Source organism: Roseobacter sp. S87, assembly GCF_055693285.1.
This window is the reverse complement of record NZ_JBVFTR010000004.1, coordinates 2,497,770-2,516,235: the sequence shown is the minus strand read 5'-3', so window position 1 is coordinate 2,516,235 and position 18,466 is coordinate 2,497,770. Positions and strand designations below refer to the sequence as shown.

Annotated in this window: 19 protein-coding genes; 15 read left to right on the top strand and 4 right to left on the bottom strand. The window is 60.5% G+C overall.

Features of this window, described 5'->3' with window-relative positions:
* Window positions 1-60: 60 nt before the first annotated feature.
* Genes ACZ1HA_RS13190 through ACZ1HA_RS13165 form a run of 6 tightly spaced genes read left to right on the top strand, consistent with a single transcriptional unit; the run spans window position 61 to window position 6,763 of the window.
* Entirely contained in the window at window positions 61-1,038 is a 978-nt protein-coding gene (locus tag ACZ1HA_RS13190; protein WP_472714215.1) for an ABC transporter permease, read from the top strand.
* Window positions 1,035-1,952 (top strand): ABC transporter permease, encoded by a 918-nt coding sequence (locus ACZ1HA_RS13185; protein ID WP_472714214.1) that lies wholly within the window; start codon window positions 1,035-1,037, stop codon window positions 1,950-1,952. The genes ACZ1HA_RS13190 and ACZ1HA_RS13185 overlap by 4 nt, the downstream gene beginning before the upstream one ends.
* On the top strand, window positions 1,949-2,926 hold the full coding sequence (locus ACZ1HA_RS13180) for an ABC transporter ATP-binding protein (RefSeq protein ID WP_472714213.1): 978 nt from the start codon (window positions 1,949-1,951) through the stop codon (window positions 2,924-2,926). The genes ACZ1HA_RS13185 and ACZ1HA_RS13180 overlap by 4 nt, the downstream gene beginning before the upstream one ends.
* The gene (locus tag ACZ1HA_RS13175; RefSeq protein ID WP_472714212.1) at window positions 2,923-3,939 is read left to right on the top strand and encodes an ABC transporter ATP-binding protein; all 1,017 of its coding nucleotides are present in this window, start codon (window positions 2,923-2,925) and stop codon (window positions 3,937-3,939) included. The genes ACZ1HA_RS13180 and ACZ1HA_RS13175 overlap by 4 nt, the downstream gene beginning before the upstream one ends.
* Before the next feature lie 18 nt (window positions 3,940-3,957).
* Window positions 3,958-5,364 (top strand): amidohydrolase, encoded by a 1,407-nt coding sequence (locus ACZ1HA_RS13170; protein WP_472714211.1) that lies wholly within the window; start codon window positions 3,958-3,960, stop codon window positions 5,362-5,364.
* A gap of 10 nt (window positions 5,365-5,374) precedes the next feature.
* Window positions 5,375-6,763 (top strand): M20 family metallopeptidase, encoded by a 1,389-nt coding sequence (locus tag ACZ1HA_RS13165; protein WP_472714210.1) that lies wholly within the window; start codon window positions 5,375-5,377, stop codon window positions 6,761-6,763.
* A gap of 39 nt (window positions 6,764-6,802) precedes the next feature.
* On the opposite strand, the gene tmpB is transcribed toward ACZ1HA_RS13165, so the two are convergent.
* On the bottom strand, window positions 6,803-7,402 hold the full coding sequence (tmpB, locus tag ACZ1HA_RS13160; protein WP_472714209.1) for a (R)-1-hydroxy-2-trimethylaminoethylphosphonate oxygenase: 600 nt from the start codon (window positions 7,400-7,402) through the stop codon (window positions 6,803-6,805).
* Window positions 7,399-8,547 carry a 2-trimethylaminoethylphosphonate dioxygenase gene (gene tmpA / locus ACZ1HA_RS13155; RefSeq protein ID WP_472714208.1) on the bottom strand — a complete coding sequence of 383 codons (1,149 nt, stop codon included), beginning with the start codon at window positions 8,545-8,547 and terminating at the stop codon, window positions 7,399-7,401. Before tmpA ends, tmpB begins: the two co-directional genes overlap by 4 nt.
* Before the next feature lie 97 nt (window positions 8,548-8,644).
* Here tmpA and ACZ1HA_RS13150 point away from each other — a divergent pair, with 97 nt between their 5' ends.
* The 6 genes from ACZ1HA_RS13150 to ACZ1HA_RS13125 all read left to right on the top strand — a co-directional run bounded on the left by ACZ1HA_RS13150 (window position 8,645) and on the right by ACZ1HA_RS13125 (window position 14,367).
* The gene (locus ACZ1HA_RS13150) at window positions 8,645-9,286 is read left to right on the top strand and encodes a LysR family transcriptional regulator (protein ID WP_472714207.1); all 642 of its coding nucleotides are present in this window, start codon (window positions 8,645-8,647) and stop codon (window positions 9,284-9,286) included.
* Entirely contained in the window at window positions 9,267-9,497 is a 231-nt protein-coding gene (locus tag ACZ1HA_RS13145) for a type 2 periplasmic-binding domain-containing protein (RefSeq protein ID WP_472714206.1), read from the top strand. Before ACZ1HA_RS13150 ends, ACZ1HA_RS13145 begins: the two co-directional genes overlap by 20 nt.
* Before the next feature lie 470 nt (window positions 9,498-9,967).
* Window positions 9,968-10,828, top strand: a complete 861-nt coding sequence (locus ACZ1HA_RS13140) for a hypothetical protein (RefSeq protein ID WP_472714205.1) — start codon at window positions 9,968-9,970, stop codon at window positions 10,826-10,828.
* Window positions 10,825-11,523, top strand: a complete 699-nt coding sequence (locus ACZ1HA_RS13135) for a GNAT family N-acetyltransferase (protein ID WP_375230115.1) — start codon at window positions 10,825-10,827, stop codon at window positions 11,521-11,523. The genes ACZ1HA_RS13140 and ACZ1HA_RS13135 overlap by 4 nt, the downstream gene beginning before the upstream one ends.
* 440 nt (window positions 11,524-11,963) lie before the next feature.
* A complete protein-coding gene (locus ACZ1HA_RS13130) occupies window positions 11,964-12,989 on the top strand; it encodes an AraC family transcriptional regulator (RefSeq protein WP_472714204.1) in 1,026 nt (341 codons plus the stop codon).
* 172 nt (window positions 12,990-13,161) lie between these two features.
* Window positions 13,162-14,367 carry an acyl-CoA dehydrogenase family protein gene (locus ACZ1HA_RS13125; RefSeq protein ID WP_472714203.1) on the top strand — a complete coding sequence of 402 codons (1,206 nt, stop codon included), beginning with the start codon at window positions 13,162-13,164 and terminating at the stop codon, window positions 14,365-14,367.
* A gap of 108 nt (window positions 14,368-14,475) precedes the next feature.
* Here the strand turns inward: ACZ1HA_RS13125 and ACZ1HA_RS13120 are convergent, their stop codons facing one another.
* Together ACZ1HA_RS13120 and ACZ1HA_RS13115 are read right to left on the bottom strand one after the other, a co-directional pair.
* Window positions 14,476-14,838, bottom strand: coding sequence for a hypothetical protein (locus ACZ1HA_RS13120; RefSeq protein WP_375230119.1), 363 nt, complete (start codon window positions 14,836-14,838; stop codon window positions 14,476-14,478).
* A 132-nt stretch (window positions 14,839-14,970) separates the two neighbouring features.
* Entirely contained in the window at window positions 14,971-15,981 is a 1,011-nt protein-coding gene (locus ACZ1HA_RS13115) for an AraC family transcriptional regulator (protein WP_436398748.1), read from the bottom strand.
* Between the two features lie 81 nt (window positions 15,982-16,062).
* Between ACZ1HA_RS13115 and ACZ1HA_RS13110 the strand changes: the two genes are divergently transcribed.
* The 3 genes from ACZ1HA_RS13110 (at window position 16,063) to ACZ1HA_RS13100 (ending at window position 18,433) form a co-directional block, all read left to right on the top strand.
* Window positions 16,063-16,590: a DUF4142 domain-containing protein gene (locus tag ACZ1HA_RS13110; protein ID WP_472714202.1), complete on the top strand. Its 528-nt coding sequence runs from the start codon at window positions 16,063-16,065 to the stop codon at window positions 16,588-16,590.
* A complete protein-coding gene (locus tag ACZ1HA_RS13105; RefSeq protein WP_472714201.1) occupies window positions 16,578-16,946 on the top strand; it encodes a cupredoxin domain-containing protein in 369 nt (122 codons plus the stop codon). The genes ACZ1HA_RS13110 and ACZ1HA_RS13105 overlap by 13 nt, the downstream gene beginning before the upstream one ends.
* Window positions 16,947-17,299: 353 nt before the next feature.
* Complete coding sequence (locus ACZ1HA_RS13100; RefSeq protein ID WP_472714200.1) at window positions 17,300-18,433, top strand: sugar ABC transporter substrate-binding protein; 1,134 nt, start codon at window positions 17,300-17,302, stop codon at window positions 18,431-18,433.
* The last annotated feature ends 33 nt before the right edge of the window (window positions 18,434-18,466 follow it).

The window sequence follows — 18,466 nt, the reverse complement described above, 5'->3', positions numbered from 1 at the left end:
TGCCGCTCTGCCGGGCCGCGCTGAAGCGGCCCGGCGACCACCTCTTCGGGGTTCATCTTCATGACGGTTTTTGTGATCCGCCGTATGCTTCAGGCGCTTCTGGTGGTGTTCCTGATGTCTTTGATCGTCTTCTTCGGCGTCAATATCGTCGGGGATCCGGTCTACATGCTGGTCAGCCCGGACGCTGATCAGGCAGACATCCAGGCCACGATTGAGCGCCTCGGCCTCGACCGCCCCATCTGGGAACAGTACATGCTGTTCCTCAAGGGGGCCGCACAGGGCGATCTGGGCAAGAGTTTCATCTTCGGAGAACCGGCCCTGAAGCTGATCCTGCACCATATGCCGGCCACGATGGAGCTGGCGTTCACGGCGCTCTTTCTGGCGGTGGCTATCGGTATTCCGCTGGGCCTTTACGCTGGCCTCTACCCGGACAGCAAGGTTTCAAAGGGGATCATGGCGACTTCGATCCTGGGCTTTTCGCTGCCGACGTTCTGGGTCGGGCTCATGCTGATCATCCTCTTTGCCGTCGAACTGGGTTGGGTCCCGGCCACCGGACGGGGTGATATCGGAACATTCCTGGGGATCCGGAGCAGCCTGTTCACGGCCGACGGCCTGAGCCACATTTTCCTGCCTGCCCTCAATCTCGCGCTGCTCAAGATTTCGCTGGCCATCCGTCTGACCCGGGCAGGTGTGCGCGAAGCGATGGGACAGGACTACGTCAAATACGCCCGTGCCAAAGGGCTTTCGACGCGCCGCATCATCTTTGTGCACGTCATGAAGAACATCATGATCCCGGTGGTGACTGTAATGGGCCTGGAGTTCGGGTCCCTGATCGGTTTTTCGGTTGTGACCGAAACGATTTTCGCCTGGCCGGGGATGGGTAAACTGCTGATTGACGCAATCCTGCAGCTCGACCGCCCTGTGGTGGTCGCCTATCTGATGATCATCGTGCTCTTCTTTGTCCTGATCAACCTGATCGTGGACATCGTTTATTCGCTTCTGGACCCGCGGGTCCGGCTTCAGGACCAGGGCGCATGACAGATACTGCAGCTTCAGACAGCCCCGCAGCGGCGACTGCCGTAGAAACACCGTTTCAGCGGTTCCGCGCTGAATTCTTTGAAGGCCGGATCGCCACGGTTGCTCTGGTGGTGCTTGGTCTGATCGTGATCCTTGCCATCCTGGCACCCTGGATCACGCCGCAGAACCCCTATGACCTGGCCCAGGTTGATGTTCTGGATGGCCGTTTGCCGCCCGGCTCTGAGGCTTTTGCGGGATACACTATGTGGCTGGGCTCCGATGGGGCGGGCCGCGATCTTTATTCCGCCATTCTCTATGGCCTCCGGATTTCCCTGACGGTCGGGCTGGCTTCAGGCGTTATCGCACTGCTGATCGGCATGGTGATTGGCCTGATCGCGGCCTATGCCGGCGGCCGGACCGAGGCTTTCATCATGCGGATCGTGGATCTGCAACTGTCCTTTCCGGCATCGCTGGTGGCACTGATGCTGGTGGCCGCACTCGGCAAGGGGGTCGACAAGATCATTCTGGCGCTCGTGGTCGCGCAATGGGCCTATTACGCCCGCACGGTCCGGGCAACAGCGCTGGTGGAGCGGAACAAGGAATATGTCGAGGCCGCCCAATGTCTGGGCCTGTCACGGGCGAGGATCGTTTTCCGCCATATCCTGCCGAACTGTGTGGCTCCGCTGATCGTTGTAGGGACGGTACAGACCGCGAGCGCCATCTCGCTCGAGGCGACCCTGTCCTTTCTGGGCGTGGGCCTGCCACAGACGGAACCATCGCTCGGCGTGCTGATTGCGAATGGTTTCGAATATATGCTTTCGGGCCGCTACTGGATTTCGATGTTCCCGGGGCTGGCCCTGTTGCTGACCGTGGTGTCGATTAATCTGGTGGGTGATCATCTGCGCGATGTGCTGAACCCGAGGCTGAAGAAATGAGCGCTGTTCTGGATGTCAGTGGGCTCAGAACCCATTTCTTCACCCATGCCGGCGTGGTCAAAGCCGTGGACGGCGTCGATTTTTCCGTCGCCCGTGGAGAGATCATGGGGCTTGTGGGCGAATCCGGGTCAGGCAAATCCATAACCGGCTTCTCGATCCTGGGACTGATTGACCAGCCAGGGCGCATCGTTGACGGGTCGATCCGGTTCAACGGAGATGAAATCGCGAATGCGCCCGAGGACATGTTGCAGCGTTTGCGGGGCAACCGCATCTCGATGATTTTTCAGGACCCGATGATGACGCTGAATCCGGTTCTGCGCGTGGACACGCAGATGATGGAAGCGATCAGAGCCCATGAGAAAGTCGACAAAAAAGAAGCCTGGGCGCGCAGCCGCGATGCGCTGGGCCTGGTCGGGATTCCGTCGCCGGAGGAACGCCTGCGCGCCTATCCGCATCAGTTGTCCGGAGGGATGAGACAGCGGGTGGCCATCGCAACGGCCTTCCTCAACAAGCCGGACCTGATCATTGCAGATGAGCCGACGACGGCGCTGGACGTTACCATTCAGGCGCAGATCATTCACGAAGCGCAGAAACTCACAAAACAGACGGGCACGGCGATGATCTGGATCACCCATGACCTTGCCGTTGTGGCCGGGCTCGCGGACCGGATATCGGTGATGTACGCGGGGCGTATTGTTGAGCAGGGGGGAACCGATGATGTCATCGACCGGCCGCTGCACCCTTACACACGGGGGCTTCTGGGGTCCGTGCCCGGTGCCAACCGGCGCGGAGGCCGTCTTTATCAGATTGAGGGGATGACACCGAACATGCTCGCGCTTCCGAAAGGGTGTGCCTTTGGCCCACGCTGCACGGCGCGTACGGAGGCCTGCAGTCAGCAGCCTGGTGTCGCAGACATCTCGGAAAGGCGGCTGAGGTGCTTCAACCCGCAGGGCCTTGTGGAGGCTGATCCATGACCGCGCCGCTCGTTGAAATCCGCGATGTCTCCAAACGGTTTGTGCGCCGGCTGGATCTGGCCGGCAGGATCGCACAACGTCTGGGCGCCGATATCCATGAGGAAACGGTACATGCGGTGGAGGGTGTCAGCCTGTCGATTGCGCCGGGTGAAGTCCTTGGTCTCGTAGGCGAGTCCGGCTGTGGCAAATCCACGCTGGGTCGGGTGGTTGCAGGTATTCACGCCGCCAGCGAAGGCCACATGCTGTTTCAGGGCAGGGACGTTGCCGGGCTGAGCGGGGCGGAAAAGCGCGCCGCGACCCTTGCCATTCAGATGATCTTTCAGGACCCTTTTGCCAGTCTGAACCCCAGAATGAGGGTCGAGGATATCATCGGCGAAGCGCCGTTGATGCACGGGCTTGTCATTAAGGCTGACTGGTCGGGATATGTCGACGACATCATGCGCAAGGTGGGGCTCGATCCATCGCTCAAACGGCGTTATGCGCATCAGTTCTCGGGCGGGCAGCGCCAGCGGATCGGGATTGCCCGCGCGCTTGCGGTCCAGCCGGAATTTCTGGTCTGCGACGAAGCCATCGCCGCACTTGATGTCTCCATCCAGGCGCAGGTCATCAATCTTTTCATGGACCTGCGCGAGGAACTGGGGCTGACCTATCTCTTTATCAGCCATGATCTCAGCGTTGTGGAACAAATCGCGGACCGGGTGGCGATCATGTATCTGGGCCGGATTGTCGAGATCGCGCCGACTGAAGAAATTTTCGCGGACCCACGACACCCTTACACCCGGGCACTGCTCGCCGAGGCGCCGCGACTGGATCAGCGCAAACGGGCGTTTACGCCGATTGAGGGGGAGATCCCGTCGCCGCTTGATCCGCCATCCGGTTGCGCCTTTCACCCGCGCTGCCCGCTGGCGCAGGACATCTGCCGCCGTGAAGTACCGGTGCTGCAGCCCGGCCGCGACGGTCGTGACACCGCCTGCCATCTGGAACATGAGACCACAGCGCCGCAGAGCGCCTGAAACGAAGTGGACAAAGCAATGCAGAATTCAGATCCGATCTGGGACCACGTTGACCGCCACCGGGAGGCATTCATCGGCCTGTCGGACCGGGTCTTTGACACGCCCGAAACCCTTTATGCCGAACACGCATCGGTGGCTGAGCACAAAAAGATGCTGGAACACTATGGGTTCCGGCTGACCGAAAACGCGGCGGGTATTCCGACGGCCGTTGTGGGCGAGGCCGGTGACCAAGGGCCGGTGATTGCGATCCTCGGAGAGTTCGACGCGCTGCCTTACCTCAGCCAGGAGGCCGGGGTTGCCGAACACCAGCCCATCGAGGATGGCGGCAACGGGCACGGATGCGGGCATAACCTGCTGGGCTCTGCGGCCCTGTTGGCGGCAACTGCGGTTAAGGAATGGCTGGAACTCAACGGTATCAAAGGCCGCGTCCGGTACTATGGATGCCCCGCTGAGGAGGGGGGTGCCGCGAAAACCTACATGGTGCGCGAGGGACTCTTTGACGATGTGGATGCTGCAATTTCATGGCATCCGGCCACGTTCACCGGGGTGAACGAAGCAAACTCACTGGCCAATACGCGGATCGACTTTACGTTCCACGGTAAGGCCGCGCATGCTGCAGGTGCTCCCGAGCTGGGTCGCTCGGCGCTGGATGCCGTCGAACTGATGAACATCGGTGTGAACTATCTGCGCGAGCACATCCCTGACGCAGCTCGTGTGCATTACGCCTATCTTGATGCCGGTGGTGTGGCCCCCAACGTGGTGCAGTCGCGGGCGGTCGTACGCCAGCTGGTGCGCGCCAGTTCTCTGCCCGAACTGAACGATCTGATCGCCCGTGTGCGCAAAATTGCTGATGGTGCGGCGCTGATGACGGAAACCCGCGTCACCAGCCAGGTGTTTTCCGGCGTGTCCAATCTGCTGGGGAACCGTCCGCTGGAAGAAACGCTGCAGGCCGAACTTGAAAAGCTGGGGCCGGTTGCGTTCGATGCGGTCGATGAGGCGTTTGCCCGTGACATTCAGAAAACGTTGACGGCCGCCGACATTGATACGACGTTCAAACGGATCGGAGCAAAGCCGCAGAAAGACCTGGCGCTGTGCGATTTTATCGCGCCGCTTGACCGTCACAGCGATGGTGGAGAGGGGTCAACCGATGTGGGCGACGTCAGCTGGGCGGTGCCGACCGTGCAGGCGCGCGTGGCCACCTGTGCCATCGGCACGCCCTTTCACACATGGCAGACAGTGGCCCAGGGCAAGGCCCCCGCAGCGCACAAGGGCATGATCTATGCAGCCAAAGCGATGGCCGCGACAGCGTGCCGGCTCATCGAAACTCCGTCTCTGATCGATACGGCACAGCAGACGCATCGGGACCACCTGGAAGCCATGCCCTATACCTGTCCGATCCCGGATGATGTGAACCCACCGGTGTGAGGGAGCTTTTGTGACGCGTGACACTGCCATCAACGGTATCTCGGCCTATTTTGACGAGGGCCGCTTTGTCGACGACCTGCGCGACCTGGTAGCTTTTGAAACCGAAAGCCAGGACCCCGCTCAGGCGGTGGAACTTACCCGTTATCTTAGAGAGGCGATAATCCCCCGGCTGGAGAGTATGGGGTTCACCTGCACGATCCACCCTAACCCCGCGACAGGCTCCGGTCCGTTCCTTTTGGCCGAACGTATTGAGGACGCAGGCCGCCCGACCATCCTGAGCTACGGGCACGGCGACGTCATCCGCGCACAGACAGCCGACTGGCGCGAGGGTCTGCATCCCTTCCGCCTCGTGGAGGAGGGTGACCGCCTCTACGGGCGCGGCACCGCCGATAACAAGGGGCAGCATCTGATCAACCTCGCGGCGCTGCGCGCGGTTCTGGATGCGCGCGGATCACTGGGCTTTAACTGCAGAATTGTTCTGGAGACCGGCGAGGAAACGGGCTCTCCGGGCCTTGCTGAATTCTTCGAGGCCAACCGGGACGCGCTGGCCGCTGACGTGCTGATCGCCTCGGATGGACCGCGTCTGCAACCGGACACCCCAACGATGTTTATGGGCGCGCGTGGGGGCATTTCCTTCGATCTGATTGTCGATCTGCGTGAAGGCGCGCATCATTCCGGCAACTGGGGTGGGCTTCTGGCGGACCCGGCGATGATCCTCGCTCAGGCGCTGTCGACGATCACGGACGCGCGCGGGCAGATCCGTGTCCCCGAATGGCGTCCCACCAGCCTGACGGATGACATACGCCGTGCTCTGAGCACTCTGCCCCTTGAAAACGATGAAGGCCCGGATATTGATGAGAACTGGGGTGAAGAAAACCTGACGCCCGCCGAACGGGTATTCGGATGGAACAGTTTTACGGTTCTGGCCATGCACAGCGGTGTGCCCGAAGCCCCCGTCAACGCGATTTCAGCGCATGCGCGCGCGGCATGTCAGCTTCGTTTTGTCGTCGGTACGGATCAGGATGATGTGCTGCCCGCCCTGCGCCGGCACCTCGATGCGCAAGGCTTTCAGTCTGTGCAGATTGTGCCGCATGACCGTGGCTTTTTTGATGCTACACGCCTGCCGCCGGATCACCCCTGGGTGGATTTCGTGGCGCGCGTACTCGAAGAAGCCACAGGCAGGCCGCCGCACATTCTGCCGAACCTCGCAGGCTCGTTGCCCAACGAAGTTTTCGCCGACATCCTGGGGGTTCCCACAGTCTGGGTCCCGCATTCTTATCGCGGATGCTCGCAGCACGCGCCCAACGAGCACATGCTGAAGTCGGTGGCGCGTGACGCCCTGATTGCGATGACGGCCCTCTTCTGGGAAATCGGCGAGGCAGCCCCGGCCAGCACTTAACGCGTGACGCCGCAGGTGCGCAAAAGGCGAAGGCCGTTGCTATTCCCGCGCGCTGCCGCTGATGTGCCTGTCCACCTGTCGCTGTACCATCCCGGCAAAATGCCCAAAGTCCGGCGTTTTCATCCCCGCTCTTTTCCCGGCCTCATCGAGATAACGCACGGCAATAATTGCCTTCAGGTTCGGGTTTTTCTCAAAGGCTTTGACTTCGGTCTGCGTCATCGGTCCGCCCTGCAGTTTGAGGGAATGAACGGATGCCTCGGATAGGCGGCTGAAATAGTCTGTCCGTGTCGCACAGAGGTAGCGTTTGGCCGCAACGTGATACCGGCAGCAGTCCGTTACCACCGGCGGAAAAAACTGCTCCAGCACCTGGGCGCCTGCGTCCTCATGGTGGCGGTCTTCGGTGTCCTCCATCGTGAAGGTGCCGAACTCACTGGTGAAATGTCCGATGTCGTGCAGCAGGGCCGCAACAATGATCTCCTCGGACTGGCCATTCTGCTCGGCGATGGTCGCGGCCTGCAGCATGTGCTCGCCCATCGTGACGGGTTCGCCGAGGTATTCCTCGCCGCCACGGCGGTCAAAGATCGAGCCGATGAAGTCCACGATTGTGTCCGGTGTCAGAGCACCTGCATGCCCGGTCATTCCGCGGCCTCCCTCCGGTTATCGCGCGCCAGGCTGTCGCGGGTGGAGCGCACCCCGTCCATATCCGCGTAGCACCCCTGGAGCCACCGGTTGCCCGCACCGGAATATCCCTTGCGGGCGTGCAGCACGCGGGTGTTGTCGACCACAAAAGCGTCACCCGGGTTCAGCCGGAACGTCACCTCCATTGCCGGATCATCAATGATCTCGCCCAACCGGCGATAGGCAGCATAGTAATCCTGCATCTTCTCAAACGGCACATCCGTGATCGCTGCGCAGGAGCGGTTGTTGAACCGGATCCCCGTCAAAGCGCCATCAGGGGCGAGTTCGATCATTGGCCGGCGCGCGGTGAGGCGGACACCGGCTTCGCCTGCGTATTCAAACCGCGCACAACAATCCGCCAGCAGGTCAAAGCCTGCGGGGTCTTCGTAGCGCAACCGCAACGCGGCGGCGAACCCGTCCACCACCATGTTTTCGCCCCCTGTTGCGGAGTTTTCGAGGCAATGCAGAACCTGCACCGTGGGCACCGGATCACGGTAGGGATTGTCGGTGTGTGCCTGCAGACCAAGCCCGGTATAGGCGAGATTTGTCGGATTGACCTCGGTCCGTACCTCGAAGAGGCGGCCATAGTTGGTCTCCCGTACATGGCCAAAGAGATCAACGATCCCGAACAGGGCCTCCGGCTCAGCCGGGACATTTCCGACCCGCGCGAATCCATATCGCACAATGTTGTCGAGCCAGCCGTGCAGTGCATCGCTTCCGCCCTGCAACGCCCGAAAGTCCCCGTCGGGCAGATTGTGAGCCAGCGCGGCATCCCAGGGTTCCACGTCAGGCAGGAGCCAGCCGCGACCTTCGGGCGGAGCCCGGTCATAGGCATGCGCCGCAAGCCAGGCTTGATCAAATGATGTGACATGGCCATCCGGGTCAAAGCGGACTTCGAGATTTCCGCCGGCACCGACCTGCGCGGCACCGATCTTTGTGTCAGCGGGAATGTCGCGCAAAGTGATCAGGCGCTGTCCGTTTTCCGGTGCGCGTGTTTTCTCATCCTGTGCGTTGTCGCGAAGCCACACGGCATGAAACCGTCGGGATCCGGAAGTACTGCGCATTGTGAGAAAGGTGCCGGACGGATCAACCGTGACTGACGGCATACTGTTTTCCTTCGGTGATGTTGTTCCAGGTGGAGTTTCCTGCAGCTGGTGCATAAGTTCAAATCAGGAATAATGAAGCTGAGGCGCTGATTGGTTTATGCATGATACCCGCCTGCCACCACTGGAATGGGTCCGCGCGTTTGAGGCTGCCGCGCGGCTGGGCAGCTTCACGGCTGCTGCCGACGAAATTGGTCTGACGCAGGCTGCGGTCAGCCAGCGCATTGGCCAGCTGGAAAAACGGCTGGGTGTCGGGTTGTTTCATCGCAGGCCCCGTAACATCTCCCTGACAGTCGAGGGGGAGGCCTGGCTCCCGCACGTCCGGCACGCGCTGGATGGCCTGCGGGACAGTACCGAAGCGGTCTTCGGCGCGGGTCAGAAGCGCCTTACCGTGTCTGCCAGTCAGTCCGTTATTGATCTGTGGCTGATGCCCAGGCTTGCGCGGCTGCAGTCGATGGTTGCGGCAGAGCTCTCTGTCAGGACGCTGGTGCTTGGGGCGCATGACGCGCCCGGGGACGATGTGATCGGGATCCGCTACGGCACAGGTGACTGGCCGCATCCCTTCCGGGCGCGCCTTTATGCTGAAGCGCTCGCACCTGTCGCCGCCCCTGCACTGACCCACCGATCAGGTGCCTGGACAACATGGCCCCGCATTGCCTGCGCCGGCCCGCGTCCGGGGTGGCCCGCACTGGGCGTCCGCCTTCGGCATACCCACGACCCCGGTGCCGCAGCTGCGGTTTGACACGCAGCTCTCCGCGATCAATGCGGCAAAGGCCGGGCTCGGCGTGATGCTTGCATCGCTCCCGCTTTGTGGGGCGGCTCTGGCCTCGGGTGATCTGATCCGGCTTGATGAGCGCTCTCTGCCGCATCACGAAAGCTACTGGCTGCTTGCCGGCCCGAATGCCATATCCCGGCGTGAATGGACGGCGCTGGCTGCGCTGGTGGACGTTTGATTGAACCATGTCGCATGCCGCGACACGCGGGGTGTGTTTCTGGTGCAGGGAACGCCAGGTATTGCGACGTGGCAGTCGGTGCTGGCTGAAGTCCATCCGCCGATTATCAGCAAACGCTTTTCGGTTTTCGCTGTCGCCACAGCCCTGTCCCAAAGCTTTTCTTGCTTCTGAAACAGAGCAGCACTGAAAACGCCCGCGTCTGAGTTGGGCGCGGCGGCGGACGGATCAATGAGTGCGCCGGGCGAATATTCAGTGGCGCGCCTTGCGTGTCCGAATGTTGTGCAGTCGCTCCTTCGGTTCCTGCCAGGGCGTCCGTGAGCAATTCAATCGTGCGGTCCTCGCCCTGCAATCCTCATCAAATCCTCACGCGACGATCAAGCTTCGCTGCGCATGCGGGCCTATCCCGGTTCAGAGAGGGCAATGCGTCTTCGTTTTGCTCAGGACGTCGAAAACATTTCAGGGAAAAGTCTATGACAGGAAAGTTGGTTTTTGGTGCTTGCATTCTGCTGGCACCCGGTGTCGCAGGCGCCGCAACGCTCAGCGCGGTCGCAAAGGCGCGTGTCAGCACAGCGGACATCAGTGCAGGGGAATATCTGACAGAGGTCGTTGATACCGCAGACGGTGCAACGGCTCAGGGCATAACGGCGGATGTTTCTGAACTGGCAGGCGATGCATTCGCCCATGTTTCCTCTGATCCTTCGGAGTTCACCTTCAGGCTTTCTTCTGCCGCGCGCGCACCGGTTGCTGAGACCGATGCTATGGTTTATGCACGTGCCCGCTCCGGGATTACTTCGGAATACAGGGCCGTTGGCAGTGGGGTCTTTCATGTGGATCTCGCAGTTTCTGCAGCCTCTTTCGTGACGACAGATCGCGCTGATGGGGTGCCGCTGGCGCATGTGTTTGCAGGATTTGAAATCACAGCCCCAGATGTTGTGTTTACGCGCCGCGTGTCTAACACCGATCCGTCCAGCCCGTTGGCTGGCCTGTTTTCAGGCGCTGACACGGGCGTAATCTCCGGTTCTGTATCGGTTGAAGACGGTGACCCGATCATCCTGCGCCTGTTCGGTGTGGCGGACACCGGTGAGTACCCGCAGTCCGGTTCAGAACGGGATGCCAACGCGTCTTTCTTTTCAGCGACCTCCCGTCTCTTTGGCGGCGCGTCGCTTCGTGCAGAAGGGTTCGACCTTGTGCCGGTTCCGGACCTGCCGGCCCCTGTGCCGCTGCCCGCAGGGTTTCCGCTTTTTGATTGCAGGACTGGCGGGCCTTGCAGCAGCACGGATGCGCCGCCTGGCTGCCCGGGAAACAATCTGAGGAAAAGGAGCCAACGATGACCAGACACTTTACAATCGACCCCTGTGAAGCCCTCCTCGACCGGCCGGTCTGGAATGCTCTGATGTCCAGGTTGTCGGACATCAGCATTCCGGCCGGGTCGGCCCGGATGATGCATGAAGATACCAGCCCGCTGGCAGCGGCAGCCAGCGGATCGCAAATCGATATGCAGGAATTTGCCGCAATGGTTGCGCACAAAGGAGCGCCAGTCCTTACCCTGGAGCGCGAAACGCCGGTTTGCCCCCTGTTGCAGGGTCCGAAAGAACGGGTTGGTGGCGTGCAGATGATCGCGGTACGCCCCGCGACACCCAAAGACCGTTACAGGATTCATGAGCTGGGGCCGGACGATGCCGCTGAAATGTTTGACCTGGCTGCGCGGACAAAGCCGGGCCCGTTTGAACGGAACACGCATACAATGGGTGATTTTATCGGTATCCGGCGGGCCGGGCACCTCGTGGCAATGGCCGGGCAGCGCCTGAAGCTCCCCGGCTATACCGAGATCAGCGCTGTTTGCGTAGACAGCGGGCACCGTGGTTGCGGCATGGCTGCAGACCTGATCCGGCATATGTGCCAGCGCATCATAGCGGAGGGCGATGTGCCTTTTCTGCACACCTATGCGAACAACCGGACCGCCATTGAACTCTATGAACACTTGGGGTTTGAGATCCGCACGCAAATGGAGGTCGCACTCTGGTAGGCTTGGGTGCAGGAGAGGGCCGCGTCAGGTTCGAAGCTGGCAATACTGTTGCGCACGCAGACCAGCTCTGAACGCGGATCGCGGGCGTGGCTCAGTCCGAACTCAAACCCGGCGGGGACCGTCGTGCGCCCTTTTGAACAGGGAAATTGCAAAAACTCACGGCAATAAACAGGTCCGTGTGAAGTGCTTCACAGCCCGCAGACGTCACACCACGTAAACAACGCAAAGCACTGGAAAGGAGATATGCCATGGGCAACAGAGTTTACTATGATCAGCCGCGTTCGGCAGCAGGGCGCGATGTGACGCCCCATGAGGGGGCTCAGAGCCGGAGCATGCGTCAAGGATAACTGCGGACAGTTTTCGCGGGTCCGAGCTCTGCTGGCGTCAACGTGAAATCTGCTCTTCTGGAAGATCGCAATCGGTGGTAGCGACAAAGTATTATGCCGCCTGCCGCACCCCCATCCTATTCAACTGTATCCGGTGGATTTATCGCGGACTGGTTGTCTGCGCTGGAGCCTCTGTGTTCCGCGGCGCAATTCCGATCGTTGCTGGAACGCTCTGATCTGTCTGCTGACCAGGACCAGCACAGCCGTGTGACGCTGGACCAGATCGTGGAGCTCTACCGGCTTGCAGCTGTAGAAACAGGCGACGAAATGATGGGCCTGTGGAGCCGCCCCATCCGGCCGCGCGCGCTTCAGCACCTGCTGACATCCGCGCGCGAGGCGACGACACTGCCGTCGGCGCTCTACCGGTTTTCGACATTCTGGAATCTGCTTCTTGATGACTATCAGTTCTCTCTGGCGGAATCCGGCGCAACTCTGACTCTGCAGCTGAACCCAAAGACAAAACAGTCACCGCAGCGTTTCGGGCATATGCTGATCCTGAAACTGGCGCATGGTCTGACCTCCTGGCTGGCGCGGCATGAAGTGCCGGTCCGGGAGGTTGCCTTTGCATTCTCATCCCCCGCGTTTGCAGAGGATTATGCGGTCATCTTTCCTGCGCCGGTGCGTTTTGAACGTGATGCGAGCGCGATCTCGTTCGATCTGAACAGCCTCCGACCGGTGCACCCCCGTGGCGCAACCGACCTCGACCTGTTTCTGACGAACGCACCGCGGGACTGGATCTTTACGAAGTCACAGGACCATACACAGTCGCTGCGGGTTCGTGGTCATCTCAGCCAGATTGGCTGGGAGAAGGCGGATCTGAACGGAACCGCACAGGCACTGAACGTGACGCCGCGCACGCTGATCCGGCGTCTTGAAGCGGATGGAACGTCCTTTCAGGCGATCAAGGACGGGTTGCGTCGTGACATCGCAATCCGCCATCTGCAGGTGGGTCGTCTCACAACCGAGGCTGTGGCGCATGAGGTCGGTTTTTCGTCGGCAGCAAACTTCCACCGGGCCTTCCGGCGATGGACCGGCAGCACGCCCGGAGCCTATCGGCGGCACACGTCAGCACGGGCGTGATTTTGTCACTTTAGGACAATTCACTGTCATTGCGCGAGATGGCCGGACCGGTGGAGTTCATGCCAGAGTGCTTAAAATATAGAAACAGGTTCACTTTCTGGCCGCGCCTGCATGCCGTGCCACAGAGGAGCTTTGGCGAAACCAGACATTTCATTCTGAAGGATTATCTGTGATGTCGGAAAGACTTGATACCATTCTCGCCGCGGCCCGCGACCACGCGGAGAACGTCATCATGCCAACTATAACGGACTGGAATGTCGCCGGGACGTGGCCGCGCGATGCTTCCGACAAGGCTGGCGCTGCCGGGTTGACCGGCCTCTATGCTCCGGCAGAATGGGGCGGGCAGGGGCTTTCACTGGCTGAAGGGATCCAGGTCTATGAACAACTTGGTCTGGGTGACGGAGCTTATGCATTTGCCCTGTCGATGCACAATATCTGTACCTTTGCAGGCTGCGGGTATGGCACGGACGCATTCCGCGAGGCCTGGGCCCGCGATCTGACCTCAGGGCGGAAACTGGCGAATTTCGCGCTGACGGAACCGCAATCCGGGTCCGACCCGATGAAGATGTATACCCGCGCGACCATCAACGGTGACGGCACCTGGACGATCAGCGGATCCAAAGCCTGGGTCAGCCTCGCCGGGGAAGCCGACATCTACTTCACGGTTGTGAAGACCAGCGATGTGCCCGGCCACGGTGACATGGCGATGATTGCCATTCCGGCGGATGCTGCCGGGATCAGTTTCGGCCCGCGCTATGAGACGCCGTCGTATAATTTCCTGCCGATGTCCGAGATGTATCTCGACCGCGTTGTGGTGAGCGAAGACAATATCATTCTGCCGGTTGGCCAGGGCCTTCAGGGATCCCTGATGGCGATCGACATCGCACGGGTGTCCATCGCTTCCGGATGCTGTGGTTTGATGCGGTCAGCTCTTGATACCGCGTTGTCCTATTCGAAAAACCGCAAGATGTTCGGCGGCAGCAATCTCGACCTGGATGGTATTCAGTGGATGCTGGGTGAGGTCGCAACCGATCTGGAAGTATCCCGCCTGCTCTATCGTCGGGCGGCAGAGGCGCTGGGCTCACCCGAGGGGCCGCTGATGGCGGCTCATGCCAAACGGTTCGTGCCCGATGCGGCCGTCAGGGCGGCAAATACCTGTACCCAGGTTCTGGGCGGGATGGGGCTGTTGCAGCCATATGGACTGGACAGGCTGTCACGTCTTGCGCAGATGCTGCGCATTGTGGATGGCACCACAGAGATCAGCAGGGTCGTGATCGGGCGCGCCCTGAAGAAACGGGCGGCCGGACTGCCGGATCTGCCGGTCCCGCGCGGATTTGGCGAAGCGGCTGCAGAAAAAACAACGGTCGCCGCCGAATAAGAACCCCGCCCTCTTTTCGGCGGGCAGGGCAGCCGGCGTATGCCGGCGAAGTCAGATCTTTGCGCGCCGGGAGCTGGTGCCATGCCACCCGCACCCGGCGTTATGGCGTCAGGCGGCCGCGAGACTTTCGCCGGGTTTTGACAGCGCAATCACTGCTATCACGGCGGCACCGTTCACCAGATAGAATGCAGCATCCAGGCCGGAGAAACCCAGCAACATCGGCAGTGCAACAAAAAGAAGGCCAACAGCAAGGTCAACGGCCAGATGCAGTCTGTAGGGGAGTACGCGGATCACGCCCAGATGGTGATCAGTCAGAAGTGTGAGCAGAAACGCTGCCACACCGACGGTGGGCGCGATGAACAGGGCCAGCGGATGGGACTGGCCGAGGCCGAGCAGAAATGGCAGGGCGATCAGAGCCAGGGCAACCGGATAATCAAGCCAGGCATGAATAGTTTTTGTGACGAAACGCATGTTGGTGTCCTTTTGCGGGTTTCAGAGTTGTGCGCTCGGGCGCTGATGCAAAAGGTAGGTCGGTGAATTCGGACGTTGTAGTTCAGTAAGTTCGGAAAACATGACAGCTCGTCCGGAAGTCCGGATTAAATGTTAGGTTGCGGTCCCTTCACCACCGCTGGACCGGAATGCCGCCGGCGACTGGCCGATTTCTTTCTTGAAGACTCTGCTGAATGAAGATTCCGAGGCGTAGCCTGTCAGAACGGCCGTTTCTGCCACGGACAGCCCGTCTTTCGCCAGTGCGTCGCGTGCAATCTGCATCCGCCATGAGGTGACGTAGGACATGGGCGTGACGCCGATACGTGACGAGAAACGTTCCGCAAAACCGGTTCGTGACAGTCCGGCTTCGCGCGCCAGAGTTCCGACCGTCCAGTCGGAGGCCGGCTGACGGTGAAAAGCGGTCAGCGCCCTGCCTATGTTCGGGTCGGCGAAACCGGCAATACCCTGTTCGTTCTGCGGAGACTGTTCGATATGCGCCCGGATCGCCTGAGCAAAGATTGCCTCGGACATCTTGAGCGCGATCAGGTCGCTGCCAAGGCGAGCCTGTCCGGCCTCGGCGCCAATGACGCGCAGGGTTGCATCCAGCCAGGGGCCAAGATCATCACCATAGCCGCGCAGGTGGATCACCGGAGGCAGGCGGTCGAGGATAATGTGACGGGACCCTTCGGCCAGCGCAAAGTGTCCGCAGATCAGCTGTGTGTCCTGAGTTGATCCGTTGCCGCCCCAGACGAGAGTCCCGTGTCCGGAAAATCCGGAGCGTTCGAGCACATCATCAAGAGGTAGCACAGCATCGGGTCCGGAATGCCGGCAGGACAGTGTGTGACCCGCGCCGTGTGGAATTATCACAAGGTCGCCCTGAGCCACCGCAACCGGTTCAGACAGGCCTTCGACCCGGATCAGCGCGTCGCCGCGATGCGCATAGTGAAAGCGCGCGACATTGCTGAACGCCGGCACCCTGACGCCCCAGGGCTCGGTGAAGCTTGTGCGGAAATACAGCGTTCCTTCGAACGAGAGGCGGGTCAGGATATCACTCAGAAGGTCCAGCATAGGTCTGAGAGTGCGCCAGATGGCCCGCTCAGTCCAGAGCGGTGGACGATCCGTCATGAATTCCGGACTGCCCGGCATTCAGACGCCAGAAACAGCATGCAATGACAGAACCGTTGAAAACTTTCACAGGAGCTGAACATGAAAAAGATAACCCTGATTGCCGCTGTGGCCATCGCGTCGGTGGGCTTTGCGGTACAGGCGGAGCAGCAGATGAACGATCTGGAAATCGCGCATACTGCCTACACGGCAGGTGGGCTGGATATCCGTTATGCCCATCTTGCCCTGGCTGTGTCGGAAAACGCCGAAATCCGTGCGTTCGCCGAAACCATGATCCGGGACCACTCTGCGGTAAATGACGCGGCGGGCGCTCTGATTTCGGAACTGAACGTGACACCTCAGGACAACGACCTCAGTCGCGCGCTGGTGGCCGGCGCTGCCGCCAAACGCGCGGAGCTTATGGCACTGTCCGGTGCTGAGTTCGACTGTGCCTATGCGACGAACGAACTGGGGTATCACCAGGTGGTCAACAAGACAGTCGCAGAGAGCTTCATCCCGGCGGTCACGGTCGCGCCGCTCAAAGCACTGCTCGAAGACGCACTTGTGACTTTTCAGGCGCATGAAAAACATGCCGAACACATGGTTGCGGCGCTGCAATGCGACGGGTGAACCCTTTCTCAAGGCGTCTTTTCTGGCAGGGGCTGGGCGCAAGCCTGGCCCTTGTCACCACCCGACGTGCAGTCAGTACGCACGAAGGCACTCATGTTGTGGATGTCAAAGTCTCAGGGTTTGAATTTGCCCCTGCCGCTGTCGAGATCATAGCAGGTGACACGGTGGTCTGGGTCAATCATGACATCGCGCCGCATACTGCAACAGCGGTCGAAGGAGATTGGGACACCGGGACGCTGGAAAAGGGCGAAGAAGCACGGATCATCTTCAAAGAGCCTGGTCTGCACCGCTATTTTTGTGCGTATCACCCCCATATGACCGGGGAAATCAGAGTGCGGTCCAAACCGGGCGGGTGAGCCGCCGTTCGCCACAAGGCTTATATGACCGGGGCAGTTTGCTGCGGTCGCGCTGCATATTTTGCAGCGGCGCTTTGCGGTGCGGGAAAGATCCTGATGCACCGTTTTTGCTTATAAAAATAAATTGACCCTGGCAGGTGTTTTTTTGCCCTTCAGGGTCGGGTTCTGACCTTGTCTGCCGGACGCCGATCACCGGCCCCACGCTGCACAGCAGAACCCCAATTCCTTGCAAAGAAACCAGAATCGACTATCGTCGGTTGAAAGAGATTTTCCCAGACGCCGGATTACGGCGCGATTTTGCCAAGAAATTTTAGGGCGGATTCAGCCCGACAACACAGAGTGGAGGAAGAATAATGATCAGTTTCAAGCGGGCGCTTGCCCCGTCTTTAATGGCGTTTGTGATGATGTCCGGTGGTGCGATGGCCGCGCCCGACAAAGTGTCCGGTCCAGGGTTTGACGCGGGCTGTTTCGCGCCATGGAACGACGAGATCGGGTATTTTCAGTGGGAGAAGCGCGAAGGCCCGCACAAGATTGCGATTGTGAACGGATTTGTCGGAAACACGTGGCGGATCCAGATGATCCAGACGGCCAAAGCCTATGCGGCACAGCCCGACATCGCAGCGCAGATCGAGGAATTCAAAGTTGTCTCGACCGGCACAGACGTTGCGGCGCAGCTGGGTGCGATCGAGGACTTCATCAACCAGGGCTACGACGCGATTGTCACGATTGCTGTCTCGCCCGAGGGTTTTGACCGGGTGATCCGCCTGGCGGACCGGAATGACGTGGTGCTTGTTCCGTTTGACAACGTTCTGGACACGGACAAAGTCATGCAGGTTAACAAAGACCAGCTTGAGATGGGCCGCATGTACGGACGCTGGCTGCTGGAGCAGTTCGGCGATAAGTCCGAAGGCAAGATCCTTGAGGTGCGTGGCCTGCCCGGCAACTCGGTCGACCGTGACCGCAATATCGGCTTCCATGAAGTCATGGACGCGTCCGGTGGCAACTGGGACATTGTCGAAGTTGTGGGCAACTGGGACGACGGGACGGCGCAGAAGGTAACCGCAGATGCTATCGCGGTTCACAGCCAGTTTGACGGTGTGGTTGTCCAGGGCGGCACGACCGGTGCCGTTCGCGCAATGCTGGACGCGGGCCATCCGATGGTTCCGCTGGCCGGCGAGGCCGAGAACGGTTTCCGCAAGATCCTGGCCGAGCAGGCTGACAACGGGCTGAAGGCTATCTCCATCGGTCAGTCACCAGGCATGGTGTCCGTGGCGATGAAAGCGGCACTGGCCGCACTCGATGGTCAGGTGATGCCACAGCTGATCTCTATTCCGATCCCGTCGACACGGTATGATGAGCTTGAAGCTGGCAAGAACTACTGGCCGGACCTGACGGACAATTTCTTTACCGTGAACGAATTCCCGGCCTGTGATGTCAACATCACGGCGCGGGAGATCATGACCAACGACGCGGAAAACCTCGAATAAGACCACAACAGAACGGTGCTGGGCCGCGTGGCC